Origin of the sequence: Chloroflexus sp. (genome assembly GCF_034434295.1) — a bacterium.
In the GTDB taxonomy this organism is placed as follows: Bacteria; Chloroflexota; Chloroflexia; order Chloroflexales; family Chloroflexaceae; genus Chloroflexus.
Map to the genome: position 1 here is coordinate 18172 of NZ_DAOTZQ010000024.1, position 20119 is coordinate 38290.

At 56.4% G+C, this 20119-nt stretch carries 16 protein-coding genes; 2 read left to right on the plus strand and 14 right to left on the minus strand.

The genetic code is table 11. The features are described from left to right. Positions 1-473 precede the first annotated feature (473 nt). From yidD to VAE57_RS03990, 3 genes are all read right to left on the minus strand, one after another. Positions 474-686, minus strand: coding sequence for a membrane protein insertion efficiency factor YidD (yidD, locus tag VAE57_RS03980; protein ID WP_012256304.1), 213 nt, complete (start codon positions 684-686; stop codon positions 474-476). A gap of 4 nt (positions 687-690) precedes the next feature. Then, a complete protein-coding gene (locus tag VAE57_RS03985; RefSeq protein ID WP_028457115.1) occupies positions 691-1329 on the minus strand; it encodes a 4-vinyl reductase in 639 nt (212 codons plus the stop codon). A gap of 79 nt (positions 1330-1408) precedes the next feature. Continuing rightward, positions 1409-1918, minus strand: coding sequence for a MogA/MoaB family molybdenum cofactor biosynthesis protein (locus VAE57_RS03990; RefSeq protein ID WP_322820610.1), 510 nt, complete (start codon positions 1916-1918; stop codon positions 1409-1411). 353 nt (positions 1919-2271) lie between these two features. Between VAE57_RS03990 and VAE57_RS03995 the strand changes: the two genes are divergently transcribed. Together VAE57_RS03995 and VAE57_RS04000 are read left to right on the plus strand one after the other, a co-directional pair. Then, positions 2272-2664, plus strand: coding sequence for a metal-sulfur cluster assembly factor (locus tag VAE57_RS03995; RefSeq protein ID WP_322820611.1), 393 nt, complete (start codon positions 2272-2274; stop codon positions 2662-2664). After that, complete coding sequence (locus VAE57_RS04000; RefSeq protein WP_322820612.1) at positions 2661-3665, plus strand: amidohydrolase family protein; 1005 nt, start codon at positions 2661-2663, stop codon at positions 3663-3665. The genes VAE57_RS03995 and VAE57_RS04000 overlap by 4 nt, the downstream gene beginning before the upstream one ends. Positions 3666-4039: 374 nt before the next feature. Here VAE57_RS04000 and aroQ read toward each other — a convergent pair whose 3' ends face one another. The 11 genes from aroQ to infC all read right to left on the minus strand — a co-directional run. Continuing rightward, complete coding sequence (gene aroQ / locus VAE57_RS04005; RefSeq protein WP_322820613.1) at positions 4040-4474, minus strand: type II 3-dehydroquinate dehydratase; 435 nt, start codon at positions 4472-4474, stop codon at positions 4040-4042. A 29-nt stretch (positions 4475-4503) separates the two neighbouring features. Further along, complete coding sequence (locus tag VAE57_RS04010; protein ID WP_322820614.1) at positions 4504-9663, minus strand: NEW3 domain-containing protein; 5160 nt, start codon at positions 9661-9663, stop codon at positions 4504-4506. 10 nt (positions 9664-9673) lie between these two features. Beyond that, positions 9674-13426 (minus strand): right-handed parallel beta-helix repeat-containing protein, encoded by a 3753-nt coding sequence (locus tag VAE57_RS04015; protein WP_322820615.1) that lies wholly within the window; start codon positions 13424-13426, stop codon positions 9674-9676. A 147-nt stretch (positions 13427-13573) separates the two neighbouring features. Continuing rightward, positions 13574-14569: a sugar phosphate isomerase/epimerase family protein gene (locus tag VAE57_RS04020; protein ID WP_322820622.1), complete on the minus strand. Its 996-nt coding sequence runs from the start codon at positions 14567-14569 to the stop codon at positions 13574-13576. Between the two features lie 60 nt (positions 14570-14629). Next, positions 14630-15562, minus strand: coding sequence for a DMT family transporter (locus tag VAE57_RS04025; RefSeq protein WP_322820616.1), 933 nt, complete (start codon positions 15560-15562; stop codon positions 14630-14632). Beyond that, positions 15559-16431: a hypothetical protein gene (locus tag VAE57_RS04030; RefSeq protein WP_322820617.1), complete on the minus strand. Its 873-nt coding sequence runs from the start codon at positions 16429-16431 to the stop codon at positions 15559-15561. The genes VAE57_RS04025 and VAE57_RS04030 overlap by 4 nt, the downstream gene beginning before the upstream one ends. 3 nt (positions 16432-16434) lie before the next feature. Then, entirely contained in the window at positions 16435-17484 is a 1050-nt protein-coding gene (gene pheS / locus VAE57_RS04035; protein ID WP_322820618.1) for a phenylalanine--tRNA ligase subunit alpha, read from the minus strand. 120 nt (positions 17485-17604) lie between these two features. Then, positions 17605-18387, minus strand: a complete 783-nt coding sequence (locus VAE57_RS04040; RefSeq protein ID WP_322820619.1) for an RNA methyltransferase — start codon at positions 18385-18387, stop codon at positions 17605-17607. A gap of 17 nt (positions 18388-18404) precedes the next feature. Next, a complete protein-coding gene (gene rplT, locus VAE57_RS04045; RefSeq protein WP_012256290.1) occupies positions 18405-18764 on the minus strand; it encodes a 50S ribosomal protein L20 in 360 nt (119 codons plus the stop codon). A 148-nt stretch (positions 18765-18912) separates the two neighbouring features. Beyond that, complete coding sequence (locus VAE57_RS04050; RefSeq protein ID WP_322820620.1) at positions 18913-19119, minus strand: bL35 family ribosomal protein; 207 nt, start codon at positions 19117-19119, stop codon at positions 18913-18915. Positions 19120-19174: 55 nt separating this feature from the next. Continuing rightward, positions 19175-20119 (minus strand): translation initiation factor IF-3 (gene infC / locus VAE57_RS04055; protein WP_322820621.1); only part of this gene is annotated, 945 nt, incomplete at its 5' end.

Below are 20119 nucleotides of genomic sequence, written 5' to 3' on the forward strand. Positions count from 1 at the left end.
CCCCGTGATCAGAAAGGGTAACGGCGTAACACGCGCCGGATCGTGAGCGCAATTGCTGCGGCAGCCATGTTGCCACACGCCAAACGCTGCGACACGCGCATAACGAGCGGGTGAGGCAACCCATCCAGCACGTGATGGCGGGGCGGGAGCTGCGCACTGCTAACGGGCCAGGAGCGGGGTAGGCTGTCGTTGGCGATTGGTAAGCGTTCATGTGCCTGTATGACAGTTGGGTAGCACGACCACACAGTGTTTACGAAATACGTTCTACCCATCCCATCTGCGACGATCCGTGGGTGTCATCGGCATGATACGGATGGACATGTAGGAGCGAGTTCACGACCCGCCCCTGCAGACAGGGCATTCGCGCATTCACATTACCCTACGCTGCTCGCGTGCGTGATGTAATAAGAAAATGGGGCACTGCAAGCGTGCCCCGATGATCTGCAAACGAACAGGTCAGAACGTAACGACGACTACGGCACCGGATCATAACCGCCACGAGCAAAGGGGTGGCAACGGGCGATTCGCTTTACCGTCATCCAGCCACCGCGTAGCGCACCGTATTTCTTGATCGCCTCATAACCGTAGTGCGAGCAAGTTGGGGTATAAATACAGCTCGGCGGTGTCCAGGGCGAGATCGCAACCTGATAGAAACGGATCAATTTTAGCAATAGCCAGCGCAGCATTGCGCTACTCCAACGGGTCTTTGCCGATTGCAAAGGCGCACGACGAGCAATTACCCTGTCCAATACACGACAACTGCTCAACTGCAAACCGTCGGCCACCACTGACCCAGGCGGTAGCCTCTTCGAGGATACCACGAGCGATGTAAAATACCGGGCCGGGTTCAGGACGAGTAATACAGTTAGAGCAACGGGTAATGTGATACACGAACCGTCCGCGCTCTTCTTCCACGTGGCTCGACTGGTCGGAGAAACGATCAAACGTTTGGGCAGTGGCGTTCAGCACGATCTTGAGCTTCATGGTGATCGGCATCAGTTTCAATGCCAGGTCAGCCATGCCAAGCAACGGCCCGAACTCCTTCAGACCAAGCGAGAAGGCAACCCGCCCGGCGCGCAACTCCAGACCGCGCGCTCCACGCGGCCCATACATCGTGCCGAGTGCCACCGAGTATTTCGAGATTGCCTCGAAGGGGAACTCACGCTTCAGGTCATTCGGCGGGTAGGCGTCGATGTACTGTTGCAGATCGGCAAGCCGGAGCAAGGCCTTCACGCCGTTCTGACCCATGACTTCCTCCAGCGACAGGAAGCAGAGTCGGCCGATCTTGTTAGGATAGTACAGGCCGCGGAAGGCTTCTACTGACGTCATGGGTTCTCTGGCTCCTTCTCACAGCTACGAAGAGAACAACTCTTTACGATAACACACATACTATAACAGAAAATAGCGATTAGCGCACAGTTTCCCAAACCAGATGCGCCAGTTCGGGCAAGATGAGGCGGTCGATACCAAGCTGCACGGCGTTGGGCGAACCTGGCAGGCAAAAGATTAATGTTCCGCCAAACACACCGGCTGTCGCTCGTGACAGCATTGCCGCTGGCCCAATCTCGGCAAATGAGAGCATGCGAAAAAGCTCGCCGAAGCCGGGTAATCGTTTTTCAAGCAAGGCATCAATCGCTTCAAAGGTGCTGTCCCGGCGGGAGATACCGGTGCCACCATTCGTGATGATAACTTTACATCCTTCGGCAGCAAAACGACGCACCATTTCTACGATTTGTGCCGGCTCATCCCGCACCACGGCATATTGTACCACATTGTGGCCGGCTTGCGTCAACGCATTGCAGATATATCGCCCGCTGTCGTCGGTCGCTTCACTGCGACTGTCGCTGATTGTCAATACGGCACAGGGAATCGCCGTCGTCTGTGTTTCCGCCAGGCGGCGGTGTTCCTGGTGGCTCATACAATCATGTCCTTACCATTGTTACACCTGCTGTATCCTACCATATTTTGGGGCAATGTGTCCAATGGTATGTTGATGTGTGTCTCGATACCGGCGGTATATTGTTTTTAATTTGACATAATATTTCCTGGTGAAGCTCTCTCTTGGGCTGGTAGGGTATGCTCAGGAATGCGGCGCGACTTTTTGCGCCGTTACGTTGCAACCCTCTTGAAAAATATTCTGGATATATGATATATTCATTTTAGTTATCACTCTGTTTCAACCTCTCTTTGCGGCGTGGCGCATCTTCCTCTCATTGCTCTCCAATAATGCTGCGAGAGCTTTCTGGTGTTTCTTTCAAACAGGAGGTGCCAATGAATGAGACCACGACGGTCGGTGTTGGTCACGACGATGTGATGGCCGTGCTGCAACGGTGTTATGACCCATGCTGTAAGGAGCGGCAGGTGAGTGTGGTTGATATGGGGTTGGTCGAGCGGGTGAATGTCGATGGGCAGCGCGTGGCGATTGACATTATCCTCACTACCGGTTGGTGCCCCTTCGCCCTGCACCTCTTGCAGATGATGGAAGAGGAGGTTAAGGCGCTACCCGGAATCGAACAGGTTCAGGTGAATATCACGTGGGATACACCATGGTCGCCAGAACGGATGTCGGCACAGGCGCGTGAACGGTTGCGTTTGCCACTCGAACAACTGCTGCCGTTACGCGAGGCACGGTTGCGCAGGACGCAGAAGGAGGAGGCACCATGATTGATGACGCATTTGTGTTCGATGGGGTGTGTCACGTTTTCAATTTTGATAAGTCGAATGCGTTTGGGAAGCCGGGTGAGATGTTTATCGAGCATCTCTATGCGTTTCATCAAGTCCTGAATGCTCCTGGCGAGAAGACCCTGAGCCGCGAAGAGTATATGCGTGAGTGGCACGTTGATGAAATCGCACGCATGATCTTCGACGAAAGCCCAACCGATATGATTGTCGCCCAGCCTTTACCATTGACCGATTTGTTTAAGGATGGGTTGTCGAGCTGGGAGCGGTGTGCTGAGATGGCCCGGCGCTATCCCGATCGGGCTGTCTTTTGGGGATCGGTTAATCCGCTAGAGGGTAAAAAGGCGCTTGATCTGATGGAGATTCAGGTCAAGGAGTACGGTGCGCGCGGCTTTAAGCTCTACAATGTTCGCTACGATTACGGTCAGCCGTTCCCCTGGCGGATGGATGACCCACGGGTGGCATTCCCCATCTTTGAGAAGGCGCTTGAGCTGGGCGTGAATATTATCGGTGTCCACAAGGGGGTGCCACTCGGCCCACAACCGGTTGAGCACACGCAGGCCTGGGATATGGATGGCGCGGCGGCCAATTTCCCGGAGATTAACTTTATCATTTTCCACGTTGGTCTGCCGTTTATCGATGAGATCTGCTGGCAACTGGTGCGCTATCCGAACCTCTATGCCTCAATTGCCGCGACGGTGAATTTCGTGGTGCGCTCGCCACGGGTCTTCGCCGAGACGATGGCTAAGTTGCTGTTCTGGTGTGGTGAGGACAAGATTATTTACGGCGGTGAGACACCGATCTGGCATCCCCGTGGTGCGCTGAAGGCGTTCTGGGAGTTTGAGCTGCCGGAAGATATTGTGCAGGGCTATGGCTGTGGTCAGTTGACGAAGGAGGCGAAGAAGAAGATTCTGGGCCTGAATCTGGCCCGGTTGCACGGGTTTGATGTCGAGGAGAAGAAGCGGAGCCTGGGAATTGCTGCCTGAAAGGGGGTATATTCAGGTAACCACTCGTGCGTGCAATTGTGGCTGATAAGCGGCTTAACGGCATGAGACGTGCGGAATGTAGCTTCCGCACGTCGCTTTTATCACTGACAGCGGGGGTGATGGGTCGGTTTCACGCTTTTACTGCATCACGACTAACGCAGATCACGTCACTGATCACGCCTCCGCTCCCATCAGGAGTGAGAAGCGGGGGCGGGGGTAAGGTAAGATCAGGAGCAGCCCGCCCTCGGCAAGAGCAGGAGCGTACTCCAATGGCCTCCCCCTAGCGAGGGGAGGGAGGTTGGGAGGGGAGTGGGAGTAGGGCGAACAGGGGCCACGTTAAATACGCCCGTCACTATCTGGTAACGGGCACTATGCTACAGCTCGGCGATTAACCACTCCAGGGCCAGCAGGTAGCCGCGCCAGCCCAGACCTGTGATCTGCCCACGGGCAATTGGGGCTACCACTGAGGTATGGCGAAACGCTTCTCGCTGGTAGACGTTGGAGAGATGGACTTCAATGATCGGCGCAGATACCATCGCCAGGGCATCACGCAGGGAAAGGCCGTAGTGGGTGAGTGCGCCGGGGTTAATGATGATTCCATTTGCCGTCCAGCCGTGGGTTTGCACGGCATCGACCAGCACCCCCTCGTGGTTCGACTGAATGCAGATAACCTCTACTCCCGCAGCTTTCCCGCGCTGTTCAAGTGCCTCGTTGATCTCAGCCAGTGTGGTGGCACCGTAGATGTGTGGTTCGCGCCGGCCCAACATGTTGAGGTTGGGGCCATGTAAGACGAGAATGGTCCTGGTCATAGTCCTTACAATTCTCTCGCTGTTGCTGCTTAGCGACTGATGATCGGAATGAATACCGGCTCGCCGAAGATTGACTGGCGGGTGAGATAGATCATCGAGAGCCTAATGCTACTGCGTTGGTCTGGATCACGACGTGATGTAGCCGTCAGGGTGACGTCGTGTCGGAGAGCAAATGGCTGGATCGGCGGTAGCTCAACGGTCACCACAATCCCAACATCAATTGCACCACCGTTCAGGGTGACGCTGGTTGGCACAACACTAGCCCTGAACTTGCTATCGAGACCACTGACGGTCAGATCGAAGGTGTCGGTTGCGTTACCCAGATTTTCGAGCACGATACCGCTAAATATTACCCGGTTGGAACTATCTGGGATGCCTTGCAAGCGGTCACTGCTGAGCGCAACACCAGTAACCAGGCCGACACGCACACTGTCGAAGATGCTGTCGGTAATGCTCGAATCGCTGCGTGACGTTGCCGTTACCCGGATGCTGCTGAGCACCGTATCGGCAGCCAGCCCCGCCGGTAGGGTGAGGAGAACGGCAATCTCGCGACTCTCGCCTGGCCCCAGATCGACTTGATTCGGTGTGGCAATCGCACTGTGACCATCACCCTGGAGAGCGGTGATGGTGTAGGAATCGGCAGTGAAGCCGAGATTGCGTACCGTATGGGTAATCACGGTTGTCGTGTTGGGAAGAGCAATAACGGTTCGTGCCGGCGTAATCTCGACATCACGCAAGGCACCGACTTGAACGACGTTTTCGGCACTGGCAAGGAGGGTGCTGTCACCGGTTGCCCGCGCTTCAATCGTGATCGTGTTGCTGGTCCCGGTAGCGGCACTGGTTGGGATGGTGACTGTCACTGTCACGATGGTGCTGCTTCCCGGTGGTAGGACTGGGCTGGTAGCCGGACTGACACTCAAAGCCGACCAGCCTGCATCACCACTCCGAGCGCTGAGGTCGTAGGCAATTGTGGTTGAGCCACTGTTGCGCAGGGTGTGGGTGAAGATGGCTGTTGCCCCTGGTAAGCTGTTGATGGTCGTGCCCGGTGAGAGTTCGGCACCGTTCACAGCATTAACGGTGATGCTATCGAGTACTTCGGCGCTTACCGTCGGATCACCCTGCGACGTAGCACGGATCGTCGCCGTAACTGTCGTGCCGGCGCTGATGCCGGTTGGCACGGTGATCTGTACCGTGACAGTCAGGCTGGCATTACGGGCCAGGGTTGTGGTTGTGGTTGGTACCACTGTGGCTGTCCAACCGGTCGGTAATCCGCTCAGATTGAGCGTAAACGCATCAGGTGCGTTACCGGTGTTGGTCAGGGTGTGGCTGAAGGTGATCACGGCCCCTGGATCGGCACTAGCGTTCAGCGGTGTGGGATCGAAACTTAGATTACGGATCGTTGCAACGGTCACTGTTGCGTTCACACTGGCAGTGCTGTCCGGTGCGGGCGGTGTTTGACCACCGTTACGGGCAATTGCCTGGATGGTTACTGTCGCCGCACCGCCATCGGCTGTGGCCGGGACAGCTACCTCTACCACATACGTGCAGGTCGTGGTGTCGGTGGGCACCGGTGATGGACAGGTACTGTTGTTGCTGATCAGACTCCATCCAGTTGGCAGTGTTTGCGTAAAGTCAAACGGTGCTGCCGCATTACCACCATTGCGCACGGTGACCGTTATAGTTGCCGTGCCACCGGGCAAGACAGGATCGGGTGTTACCAGCGGTGTACCGACAAAGACCGGGGTGCCCCCACCGATGACCTGAACGGTTCCACTCGCGGTTTGGGAGGCGGGTGGGTTACTGCCACCGGTGACGCCGGCCTGGACGGTGAAATTGTACGTTCCGATTGGCTCGCTGGCGCTGGCGGTCACAGTGACTGTGATCGGGCGAGATTGACCGGCAGCCAGCGTAAAGGACGTTGCCGGTGTGGCACTGAACGAGAGGCTGGATGCGGGTGTCGTACCGGTTGGGGGAGTGATGATGAATGTATCGGTGATATTACCGGTATTGGTCAAAATGTAGCTAAAGTTCACCGTTGCTGCCGGGGTGAGCTGTTGGCTGGTAGGCGGCTGTGCGGTAAAGCTGAAGCTACGTGCAACCGGTACCCGTACCGTGTCGGTTGTCGCCGGATCACTCTGTTCGGTGAAGGTTTGGCTTCCCTGCTGGCTGATTGCCCGTACCCGGAACGAGAAGGGATAGTCGCCGGCGAGTAGTGTTGTACTCGCCGGGGTGTTGGCAACAATGGTCAGGGTGGTTGTTGCCCCAGGGCTGAGCGTTGAGCTGGACAGGGTGGCGGATTGGATGTTCCAGCCGGTCGGTGGGGTGCCGCTGAAGATGGGCAAGCCACTGCTGCCATCGGGGCGAATGACGCTGAAGGTGCCGACAAGCTGGCCGGTATTGGTGATGGTATGAACAAAGGTGACCGTGTTACCTGTGCGTTCGACGATCTGACCGGGAGAGACTTCGGGGCGGGCTGGAATGATCGTGACTGCCTGCGCTGTGGTGGTCAGCGTGATCGGGTTCGAGACGGTTTGATCACTGCGGGCCGTGACCGTGGTCGTATCCGTATCGCCGGCAGTTGCGGTAAAGGGGACTGCCACGTTGATGATGAGCTGCGTGTCGCCATTGGGCGGTAGTTCAACTAGCGTCGGTCCACTGGTCCAGCCACGGGTGCTATCGAGCGTCAGCGTGTAGGTGCGGGTGACGAAAGAGGTATGGCTGAGTGTCAGCGTGTACGTCGAGGTACTGCCAATACTGACCGCACGACTACTCCCACCGGTAATGGTGAGCGTTGCCGTTGGCGTGCTACAGGCATCGGTTGCATTAACATCCAGCGCATTCGAGAAGGGTGAGCTGTTGCCCGTGGTGGGATTGTGGACGGTAGCGGTGATATAGCCGAGACAGCCGGTGACATCGACGCTGAATGCCCCACCGCTGCTGGTCGTTGTGCTGGTAAGAAAGACTGGTCCCTCGCGGTTACGGTCGCTGACACTGGCGCTTGTGGTGAAGATTTCGACCACACAACCGGCACCGCAGCCGGTCGTACCGGTAACAGTAGGCGAGCCGGGGGTTACCGCATTAAATGACGGTGCGGCGAGATTGCCATTTGCACCACTGCCAAGCCCAATGCCATCCTGAGCATTATCCTGGGTCGTGTTTTGCGAGATCAGAACTCCGGTCACATTATCGGCGACGAAGATACCGTGACCGATGCTGGGCCGACCGTTACGTACCAGCCGATTGCCGAACAATTGGTTGTTACTGCTCCTGACTACAATACCGTGGGCAGCGTTGAATGCAGAGATGTTGTTCTGGCCGGTAAAGGCGACCAGATTGAACTCTATGCGGTTGTTTGTACCGCTATTGAGTTGAATACCGTCCCGACGGGTTGTCGTACCACTGCCTGGGGTATCGCTACTTGAAGCGCGTACTCCAATCCGATTACCGCTAATGAGATTATTGCTGGCGTTCTCGCGCACATTGATGCCGCGATCCACCCCGCCGATCAGATTATTGCGGACGGTGTTGTTGTTGGCGTTTGTGATCCGCAAGCCTTCGCTATCGGCGACAATAGTGCTCACCAGGATACCATTACCATCAGCCCGTACACCGAGATAATTCCCCTGTACCGTATTGCCATTTGCACTACAGCCACTGGCACAAGGCTGGATCAACACCGCAGCACCTGAACCGGTGACGGCAAAGTTACCGGCGGCAATGACGTTGCGGTCAGACAGATTCGGTCCACCAATGACCGAGGTACTCCCGTTCTCAATCCAGACACCGGCATCTCCCGTGCCGTAGCCAACGGTAGGTTGATTAATAGTCGTTGTCGTGGTTTGTGCACCGGTGGGATCAACCCCGATATAATTGCCACGCACAACGGTATTGCCAGAGCGAATCCGAATGCCATTGGTGCGGGCACCGGCAATCACATTTCCCGGCCCAATGATAGTTGAGACGGCGTTACGTCCGACAAAGATACCCTCACCACCATTCGTCTGGTTGATCGTACCGTTCCCGACTGGAAAAGGGTTGCCACTGGCGTTCAGGGCAACACCGATGTAGTTACCGGCGATAGTAGTGGGGCCGCTGGCGAATGCCGTGTCAGCAATAACGATCCCACCATTCGTGTTACCGCCGATGTAGTTGCGTCCGGCAATGGGGTTGAGTGGATCACCGATTTCGGTATTGATTGCGCCGTAAGTTCCACCGCCACTTACCAGGATGCCGATGCGGTTGGCGATCACGGTGCCGGTAGGATTGACACCGATCCAGTTGCCGGTGATGCGTGTATTGCGTGGAATGGATGGCGAGTCGCTGCTGGTAGAGTCGCTGAACAAGACAATACCGGCGGCATTTGCACCGGTATAGCCACCGATCAGATTACCGCTGATTAGCGTGTTATAGGCATAGTTCTCGATCGAGATGCCACCAAGATTTCCTGGATCGGTGGTAGTATCCAGATCGGCATCGCCGCTGACCGTGGTGCCGATGTAGTTACCGATAATCTGGTTTCCGTTAAGCGGGTTTGTGTTGAGATTATTGCTCACACCAATATCGGCGACTGTGTTACCGCTGATCACGTTGCGGTCGGTCGGATCGCCGGTGCCGATGCGGTTATTACTGGCGCCGCCGTCGATCAAGATACCGTACCCGGTGTTTGGTTCAGGCGAACCGTTCAGGTGCCCAATCCAGGTATTGACAATCAGGTTATTCTGGGCATTGTTACGCAGGTAGATACCGGAACCACCGCCGGTAAAACCAATTCCTCGACTGAAGCGAATGATGACCAGTCCACGGATGACATTATCGTTCGAGGCAATAACAATGCCGTGCGCCGGAATAACATTATTACTCCCATCCCGCAACTGCTCACCGCTCACGATGATCGTATGGTTATCACCCGCATCAATGGTGGTACCGCCTTCGCTGAGTGGCGGCAAGCCGCTATTCTGTACATAAATTGTGCCGCTCACACTAAAGGTGATTGTGTCAGGCACACCGTTGCTGTTCGCAGTCAGAATTGCTTCGCGTAACGTGCAGCCGTCGGGTGCAGTTGTGCAGGCGCCATCATTCGTATCGGCAAGGGAATTGACAACCAGTGACGCTGCGCTAGCCGGTTGCGCAAATGGCAACAGGCTGACCAGGATGAGAAAGAGCAAAGCAAGGCGAAAACGGCGGTGCATAGCGCCACTCCTAGTTCATGACCAGCGGTACCCAGATGGCCGGCACCAGAACACCTGATGAATCGCGAACGACCGCAACATCCTGCACTTCTGCACCACTCAGTGGCTCAGTTGTGTCGGGAATTGAAACCCAGATGCGCAGGGTTTCACGACTGCCCGGCAAGATCAGTTCGCTAATCTGCACTCTGACCCGCAGCACGATCTGATTGATCTTACCGCTATCGGCAATGTTATCGAGAGTCACCCGATTGCCGCTAATGGTGATACCGCTGGTTGCCGACTCGAACGCGATCAGGGTACTGCCACGGCTGGCGGCAAAATTGAGCTGGAAGGTGGCCCGGCCATTACTCGTATTACGCAAAGTGTGCAGGAAGACAACCTCACGCCCGGCGCGGACATCTTGCTCGTAGCTGCTGCGCAGTTCGGCTGCATAGCGCAGGCCAACCGTGGTAGTATCGGTCATCGTGATCGCCTGGGATCCGAATCCGCGCGGTGTGGCGGTAATAACGGTTGTCGCACGTACCGGATCACCGCTGAAGGTTGTCGTCTGAGCACTTGCAGGCACAGTAATGCGCACAGCAATCTCAGTACTGGCTCCCGGCGCTAGGGTTATCGATGGCGTGAGTACCGTCGTGTTGTAGGTGTCGAGACCAACCAGATCGGCAGTCGTCGCGCTAATATCAATCGGTACGGTGACGTTGCCGTTATTGGTGATTTGGTGGCGATAGATGTAGGAGTCCGAAGGAAGAACAGTGGCAGCACCGGTAAGTGGGCTGGCAGCCAAAACCGGCAATGCCTGTACTTCCGTTCTGAGCGTTTGTGTGATTGCGCTCATTGCCGGTGCATTGAGCGAGAGCGTCGTGGTGTCGGTGATTGGTACCTGGATCGAGGGATGGGTACCGGTGGGCAGGGTTAGGGTCACGGTGAGCAGACGACTGGCTCCAGGTTCCAATGAAAAGCGATCAGCCGGGTCGGTAGCCACAGTCCAGCCGCTCAGGGTGCCAGAGGTACTTAGCCGAATACGATTGATCTGGAGCGTACCGTGATTCTCAAGTTGTAGCCGATAACTGATGCTGCTGCCGGGTGCTGCGCTTTGCTGCACCGGATCGAGTGGGATCAGACGCACATCGACCGTCGGTGTAAAGATATGAAATGGTGAGGTATTGCCGAATTGATCGGTAGCGGCAAAGATCAGTTGACGATAGGTCGCTGGTGGTTCAAGTATCTGGGCATTGAAGACCCCACTCTCGTTGACCTGATTAATGTCGGCGCGGGTGTTGCCGTTGACCACCACCTGAAGCTGTTGCCATCCCTGACCGTCGGCGCTGGGCAGGTCAGGATTGGGGCTATAGACCTGGATCGTGCAGCCGGCGCAGGCCGACACGGGGACAAGGTCTTCTTCTCGTTCGGCGGTGCTGGTGAAGACACGACCGGTAATGATGCCATCCTGGGAAACCTGGATGTCAAAAGGTGGATCAATGCTGTGGTTGGGCCGATTGAGAGTCTGGTCTGGATCGGCACCTGTGCCACTGTACAGGGTTGTATTAGCGAGATGGATGCCACCTGCACCGTTGGTAGCCATCTGGTTTTGGGTGATACCAACGCGCTGGGCGGTATCGGTCACCAGCACCGCATAGCCGGTATTAGCGCGAATGCGGTTGCCGGTAATCCGCACATCGCGACTATTGCCACCAACCTGTACCCCATCACCACCGTTCTCTTCAATTACGTTCACGTTGTCGATGATCACGGCGCTTGAGTCGGTCAGGCGAACACCGTCATCTGTATTCAGCCGAAGCAGATTGCCGCTGAGGGTTGCAGTGGTTACGTTCGTTAAAGCAATACCAACTCCAGCCGGGCGGGCAAGCAGTGTGGTCCCGCCACCCGGATCGTTGATCCAGCCGATCTGGTTTTGGGTAAGGGTCGCCGATTGGACATTGGTCAACTCAATGCCGGCGGCGCTACCATTGCCGCCGATCACATTGCTGGCAACGCTGATCTGCGTAGCATCGGTGATGCGGATGGCCGGGCCGGCATGGGCGGCAGCGACACTGTAGGCGTCACCGGTCGTATCACGGCGCAGGCCAAGAATGTTGGCGCGCACGGTAATGCTCACGCTGCTACTACCACTGATGTCGATGCCGGGGCCGTTTGCTGCCGCAATGACATTGCCGGAGGTGTTACCGATAGTCACATTCGTGCTATTTGTCACCGAAATACCGGCGGTAACACTGCCGGCAACACTCCGCCCGTCGGCGTGAAGCCCGATGAGATTGCCGTCGAGCAAGACATTACTGGCATTCGCGATCTGGAGATCGTAGGCGGTGTTTGCGGCTACGGTAGAAGAGGTCATGGTGACATCGGAAGCACCGTTGATCGCCACGCCACCATTGTTGGCCGCCAGAATACCGCCGGGCAGCGCACCGACAAAGGTGTTGGTGATAGTGACGTTACTTATTCCCGGTCCTATCCAGATACCCGGCCCATCATTCCCGCCGATGCGCAGGGTCGTCGCACTACTCCCAATCGTCGTTGTACCGGTGCTCTCAGCGAGATAGATGCCGCCCTGTGTGTTTGGTCGCGGATTGATACCGCTCCGACTCAGGCCAACAATGACGTAACCATCGATAGTCGTGTTGGACGGCGCCGTACCACCGTTCGCATGAATTCTGATACCGGCCCCACTATTGCCGCCGATCACCAGCGGTTGGGTCTGGTTGGTACTACCGATACGGGTGGCCTGAGCACCATCTTCAATCCGTACGCCGTCGCCGTTGTTGCCGAGACCGGTTTCGGCTTCCAGATTCACCCCAATCAAATTACTGGCAATGGTTGTCGTCAGGGTTTGGGTGCCGCTAATCAACACTCCACTCAGGCCATTACCACCGATGATGTTACGTTCAGAGTTCTCTGTACCACCGATAAGATTGCGTTCGGCACGACCGTTGGGGTCAATCGTTGTATCGCTGAGAATCTGAATGCCGAAGCCACCGTTTGGGCGAACGCCAGTGGTAGTGGTAAAGAGGACGCCGATCCGGTTACCCTGGACACGATTATCTGAGGCATTGCTAATGACAATCCCGTTGACCGTATTACCGGCAATCGTGTTTGGTTGATTGGCCGCACCGATCTGATTATTACTGGCGGCACTACCGCTGATCACAACCCCATTGCGGTTACGCAAGGTGTCTGGTGGCACAGAACCGTCGAGTGTTAACCCGATGCTGCAATTACGCACCGTATTGTCGCTACTGCTGATGTAAATGCCACTGCCGCGGTACGTACCGGCATCGTTACTGGCTCCGTAAATAACCAGACCTTCAATGATGGCACCACCGCCACTCAGCACCAGGCCGGCATCGCTGTTGTTTGCATTTATGGCAATCTGCGGAACACCGTTGAGGAGATCGGCGCTGATGGTCACATTTGGTCTGGTGATTGGTGGTAAGCGCTGGCCGGTTGTGATTGTGATAATGTATGGCGCTGATGCGACCGAGCCTTCTGTAACAAGATCGAAGTTAATCGTAATACGATTGCTGCCGGCAGCGGCGTTGGCTTTCGCGATAGCCTGGCGGAGACTGCAATTAGCGTTTTGCAGTGCATCGGTGCAATGAGTGTTGAGATCGACCACCGGATTATCCGCCAGTGTATCAACGAAAAATTGATCGACCCCTGCCTGACTAAAACTACGCTGAGGCCAGATCAGCGTGCCGGTAACGAATAACAGGCCAACAACGAACCACCAGATTCTGCGCGCAGACATGCGATCTCCTTGCGCCGACGTTACGGCGCACAGCAGAAAGGTGCCGCAACACCCTTTGAACAGCTTTTCAACCAGTTGTTATTGATTGTAGCATGTCTGTATGCCGGTCAAAATAGGGGGTGAGACAGGAATTTAGTACTGTTTTTCTCACAGGCGAGGGAGAATGCCTATTGTACGCAGATACGCAATCGAGGTTGCGTACTGCTGATCTTCGTAGAGACTGATCTGCTCTTCACCGGCACCACGCTCCCACGGAGTACGCCAGTCGTCATCGCGCAGGCGCATCGTCTGCGCGAAGAGTCGTAAGACCGGCAAGACTTCTCGTACATCGCACGGTGGATATCCCTGCCACCAGTCATCGTCGAGAATGCGCACATGCCGGGCACTATGGCTGACCAGTTCAATCTGGCAGGCAACATCAGGGGCATATTGCTCGATCAAATGAAAGAGACGACGAATATCGAGATCGCCTTCACCTAGCGCACAGCGTACCAATCGCCAGCCCTGCGTCGTCGGATAGGTCTCGTAGTCAGCGAGATGGACATTACGGATCAGCGGTCCCAGGCGTTCAAGGGCCGCATACGGCGTTTCACCCACTACCAGACAATTCACGGCATCAAAACAGACTCCGATGTACGGACTATCTACCGCTGCGCAGATAGCGGCCAGATCGGCGCTGGTCGCATCCTGGTGGTTTTCGACGGCCAGCATAATGTTGTGTTCGGCAGCCAGATCGATAACTGCCCGCAATCGATCCGTCACATCGGCCAGATGAGCAGGCCAGTCGGTGGTAAAGGGTCGTCGGTATCCTTCCAGCACCGGACTGATCAGCACGCGCAAGACATGAGCGCCGAGCATGGCTGCTGCCGGAATATGGGCACGTAGCGTATCAACATCAACAATATCGCTATCGGCGACCGGGGTTAGACCGCATAGCGTGAGCCGTTCGCGCAAAGCACTGAGCCGACCTGGTGACAGATCAGAGAGCAGACTAAGGGGAAATTCGATGCTCTGCAGGCCGGCCCGGCTGGCCAGGGACATCACTCCCTCGATATCGAGCGGATGGCTGATCGCACGGGGTGTACCGCGCCCGATCAACCCACAACGATAGCTAAAACTCAAAGCGGAAAGACCGATCAACACGGCCAAACCTCATCTCACTTCAAGGTCTTTTATCATACCACATGTGTTGATGATCGTGAGTTACGCAGTTTGATTCTCGGCAGTCTGTCGGGCAGTACTTTGCGGAGCCTGCTGTTCGGCGATAGAAGCGATCACAATTCCGACAAGCAACAGGACAATTCCGACAAACTGTAAGAGGGCAACGGTCTCACCGAAGAGAAGAAACGCGAGTAGCGATGACCCGATTGGCTCACCGAGAATAGCGACGGCGACATACGTGGCCGATAAGCCGCTGAGCGCATAGTTAAAAGCGGTGTGCCCAAGGAGTTGTGGGCCGAGCGCCAGACCGAGCACGAAGAGATATGCCTGCGGGGGAAAGCCGAGAACCTGCTGCCCACTGAGCAATGCCCAGATCACCAACACGACGGCAGCACTGGTGTATACCAGCCAGATGTAAGCCATCGTCGAAAGGCGGCGACGGAGATCACGCCCGATCAACAGATAGCCACTAGCCGTCATAGCACCAATCAGCGCGAGTGTGTTGCCGAGCAAGGGATTGCTCTGCGTCGAACTACTGCTATCGCTGATGCCGATCACGATGGTGCCAATCAGGGTGAGGGCAATCCCAACCAGGATCGTCCAGGGCAACCGTTCGCGAAACAAAAAGAGTGAGGCCAGCCCAACCCAGAGAGGATTGGTTGAGACGAGAGCAGCACTGCTTGCTACCGACGTATATTCAAGCGAGCTAATCCAACTGGCGAAGTGGATCGCCAGAAAGACACCGGCTGCTGCGCCAAAGATGACATCGCGGCGCGATAAGTGGCGGATTTCCTGCCCAGAACGGTGCAACGCCAGTGGTGTCAGAATCAGGGCGGCCAATCCCAATCGTCCGGCAGCGATGCTTAGCGAAGACATGCCGGTGCCCTGAGCGTAACGAATCAGGATTGATGCCGTTGACGCGATCAGAACCCCAGCGAAGAGCACGGTGTACAGCCACAAGCGGTGTCGGTTCATACAGTTACTTTCGTCCAGCGCACCAGAGGAGCCGCTACCCACGTAGGCGGCGGCGATTGGTATAGTTGGGTGGCATCACTGGCCACCAGATCGAGGATCTCACCCTGGAGAGGGCCGCGTAAAAAGCGGAAGACCTGACCGGCATCACGGGCATCACTCTTGGCGCGTACGCAGTGTTGATTGTACCCCCAATAATCACCGTTCGCCAGGAGTTGCATACCCTCTTCAATCGTTTGGCGTGCCAGTTCCAGACCACCTTCATCGGGAGCGAATGACTGTTCAGGCGGGTCGCCGTAGCCAATACCGTGGTGGAATGGATCGGCAGTAGAGACAATCACTGCATCCTGAGCCAGTTCAATCAACTCTTCAATGCCGGGCAGTAATTCTGGATGCCCACCGGCCAGATAGGGATAACGTTCAATCACCTGTGGGCCACGAATCCCGCGCCGACGGGTTTCCAGCTCCCAGAAGAAACGAAAACTGTAGAGCGCGTGATCGAGTTGCCATTCATTTCCGCGTTGAAGACCTGGCCCCTGGATACCCCAATAACGCTCAGCAGCGGGAGCGCCACCAGCAGCCACGCGCCGGCGAGCCTGCTCCATCTCGTCATTCCAGGCGTGCAGCACGCTGATAACCAGCACTCGATCAGCGCCACTGTCGAGGCAGGCGTGAACGGCGGCAGCAATCTGATGGCCGCAATCGGCAACCCCGGCATGGGGAAAGACAATCACGCCACCGGCAGCAAGAGTGGGGGCGAGATTCCACTGGCGAGCGTGTTCCAGCAACTCGTAGCCACCGCGCTCGCCAAGGGCTTCGTGTTCAGCGCGGTAGAGATCGTGGATGGCCCGGTTCAATTCATCTCTACGCATACCTTATCCGAACTGTTCAACAAAGCGTTGGTCGCCGCTGTAGAACCAGCGAATATCGTCGATACCGTATTTGAGCATTGCTACTCGTTCGGGACCAAACCCACCCGCGAAACCACTGAACTCTGTCGGATCATACCCGCCGTTGCGCAGCACGTTTGGATGTACCATCCCGCACCCGCCAATTTCGAGCCAGCCGGCATATTTGCAAATCCGGCAGCCCTTGCCGCCGCAGAGGAAGCAGGTCACATCCATCTCGGCGCTGGGTTCGGTGAAGGGGAAGAAACTGGGACGCAGGCGAACCCGGGTGCCCGGACCAAACATGCGTTCGGCGAAAAAGCTGAGCGTGCCCTTCAAATCAGCCATCGTGACATTTCGCCCAACCGCGAGAAACTCGAACTGGTGGAACATCATCTCGCTGCGTACCGTCACCTGTTCGTTGCGGTAGACCTTGCCGGGGATGAGTACGCGCAGCGGATTGGGCGCATTGCGGCGCATAGCATGGATCTGACCGGGTGAGGTGTGGGTGCGCAAGAGTACGGAAGGTGCGCCAGCCGGCATTTCGACATAAAACGTATCCTGCATATCGCGGGCCGGATGGTCATCGGGGAAGTTTAGCAAACTGAAATTGAATGCGTCGTATTCGACTTCAGGGCTTTCCCAGACCTGAAACCCCATCTCGGCAAAGATATGCTGAACCTGGCGCAGAATCTGGTTGGTCAGATGGACGTAGCCGACGGCAGGACGACGACCGGGCATCGTAACGTCAATGCGCTCGGCGGCCAGTTCAGCAGCGACGGCCTGTGCTTCCAGGCGCTCTTTCGCAGCGCTGAACGCTGCTTCGAGTTGCTCGCGCAAGGCATTGACCCGCTGACCGACCAGTGGGCGTTCTGAAGCCGGCAATGCACCCAGCCCCCGACTAAGACGCGACAGACGACCCTGTTTGCCAATAAAGCGGCTCTTCCATTCGGTGAGTGTAGACAAGTCGGCAACAGTCTCAAGCGCGGTCAGGGCTTCTTGTTCGAGTGTTGTCAATTCATCGAGCAGTGTGGTCATGTGACACCATAGGTTTTCAGCGGCAAGTGGTATCTCTCTGCTATTATAATCCGAGTTCGGGTTAGTGTAACAATGGGGGCTACACCAGCAAGTGTCTGGTGCCACGTTTATTCTGTGAATCTAGTGAGCAACCGTCTGTTGCCGGAGCGCTTCAAACAGGATGATGCTGCCGGCCACTCCTGCGTTGAGCGACTCGATAGGACCGCTCATTGGGATGGTAATCGTCTGATGAGCCAGCGCACGTGCGGATTCGCTCAGACCATGGGCTTCGTTGCCAATAATGAGCGCTGAGGGTTGACGCCAATCAGCAGCATAGTAGGGCTGTTTACCGGCGCTGTCGGCGGCATAAACAGTGTATGACTGCAATTCAGCACGTATTGTCTCCCAGGGTGACACCCGCAATGGTACTAAAAAATGGGCTCCCATTGCGGCGCGGGCCACCTTGGGATTGAAGGGATCGACGGTACCGGGGGCACACATCACAAGCCCGACGCCAGCCGCGGCTGCGGAACGGAGCAGCGTCCCAACGTTGCCGGGGTCTTGAATGGCATCCAGGACCAGCCGGAGTCCAGGACGGGGCGGCAATTCTGGCCAGGTCACTGCGGCAACAACGCCTTGCGGTTGTTCGGTATCAGCGGCAGCGACAATGACGGCGGGAGTGGCCGGAAAGCAATGAGGCAAGTGACGGAGGCGATTGAGTAGCGCAGTGCCGGCGGTCGTCGTTGCCAGTTGTTCGGGGGCGTAGAGTACAAGGCGCACCTCAGCACCGGCAGTAAGGGCATCGGTAACGAGGCGCACGCCTTCAATAACGAAGCTACGCTCGCGTCGCCGGTGGCGAGCCGATTCGGCGAGCGAGCGCAGCCATTTAACGTGGTGATTTGCAGGGCTGGAAATCAACGCCACAGCAGATCAGGGGATAGTTACGCAGTAACCGCAGCCTGTGCCTGCTCGACAATGCGGGCAAACGCCTGCGGATCGCGAACTGCCAGATCGGCGAGCATCTTGCGGTCGATCTCAATATTTGCCTGCTTCAAGCTATTGATCAGGCGGCTATAGGTCGTACCGTGCAGTCGGGCAGCCGCGTTGATGCGCATAATCCACAGCCGGCGAAAATCGCGCTTGCGGCGGCGGCGGTCGCGGTACGCATCGGCGAGCGCGTGCATCACCGCCTCGTGGGCAACCTTATAGTGACGGCTACGAGCGCCGCGGTACCCTTTTGCCTGCTCTAACAACTTCTTGTGGCGCTTGCGCACCATAATGCCACGCTTTACACGAGCCATGATGATTCTCCTCTCGCGGATCGGTCAGGAGGTGGCGTACCGAACCCTGAACTTCATCCGCACTACACGTGTTCACCTTTAAATACCCGGTGCCATACAGTACACCGGTTATATGACATCAACTTCACATCGGACGGACTGCTCAACCCTACTCCAGGCCGTAGGGCAGAGCGGTTTGCAGCATACGGCGGTTGGTGGGGGAAACCGGCTGATCTTTACCCCAGGCCCGCTGCGAGCGGCTAGGGCGGTTGCGCTTATTCCCACGGACACCACGCTGTTGCAGAAACTTACCTGACGCAGTAACTTTAAAGCGCTTTTTCGCGCCCTTGTGCGTCTTCATTTTCAGCTTAGGCATCGACAATCTCCTCTAGTGCCACCGAACAGCGGCTGGCCGCCCGGCATCGCATCATTTATCGTCGTTTCCGGCGATTTCGCTCGTCGTCCTCGTCATCATCATCGTCATCTTCAAAATCGTCGTCTCCGTCGTCGTAATCTGCAACGAAGGTATCGTCGCCGTCCTCATCTTCCTCGACGACATCGCCATCATCAAGCAGCTCTTCCTCTTCATCGGTTGGTTCCGCCGTAGCAGGAATAGATGCCGCACTTGCTGCCGGCTTTGCTGACTCGGCAGTTGCTGTGCGCTGAGCTGCTGCCTTTTGGGCCTGTTGTGCTGCCTTCAACACCTTGGCTGTTGGGGCAAGCAGCATTGACAAAACCCGTCCTTCCATAAGCGGCTTCTGCTCGATGACAGCAATATCGCTCAATTGCTCGGCGATTTGATCGAGCATTTGACGCCCGATTTCGGGATGAGCCATTTCGCGACCACGGAAGCGCAGATTAAACTTAACCTTATCGCCCGCCAGTAAGAAACGTCGTGCTTGATTTGCCTTCACTGCGACATCATGATCATCAGTTTTGGGCATCAGTCGAATCTGCTTCAGTTCCGACTGTTTCTGATTACGGCGTGCTTCACGCTCTTTTTTGCTCTGCTCGTAGCGGAATTTGCCATAATCGAGCAGACGGCATACCGGTGGAACCGCATTAGGCGCAACTTCGACGAGATCAAACCCTCGTTCTTCAGCCATTGCCAGCGCCTCACGCAGGGGGACAATCCCAACCTGGGTGCCGTTCTCATCGATGAGACGCACTTCACGGGCGCGAATGCGATTGTTGATGCGAAACCGGTCTCTAATGGCACGACTCCTTCGTCTTGCAACAGGTGACAGTCGCGGCAGAGATGAAGACGACCTGTTGTCACCCTTACGGCTAACTGCGACAATAAGATGACACCGCTCTACAGCGATGTCTGGTCGAGTGGGCATTATACCAGCCAGTGGGATGATCGTCAAACATGG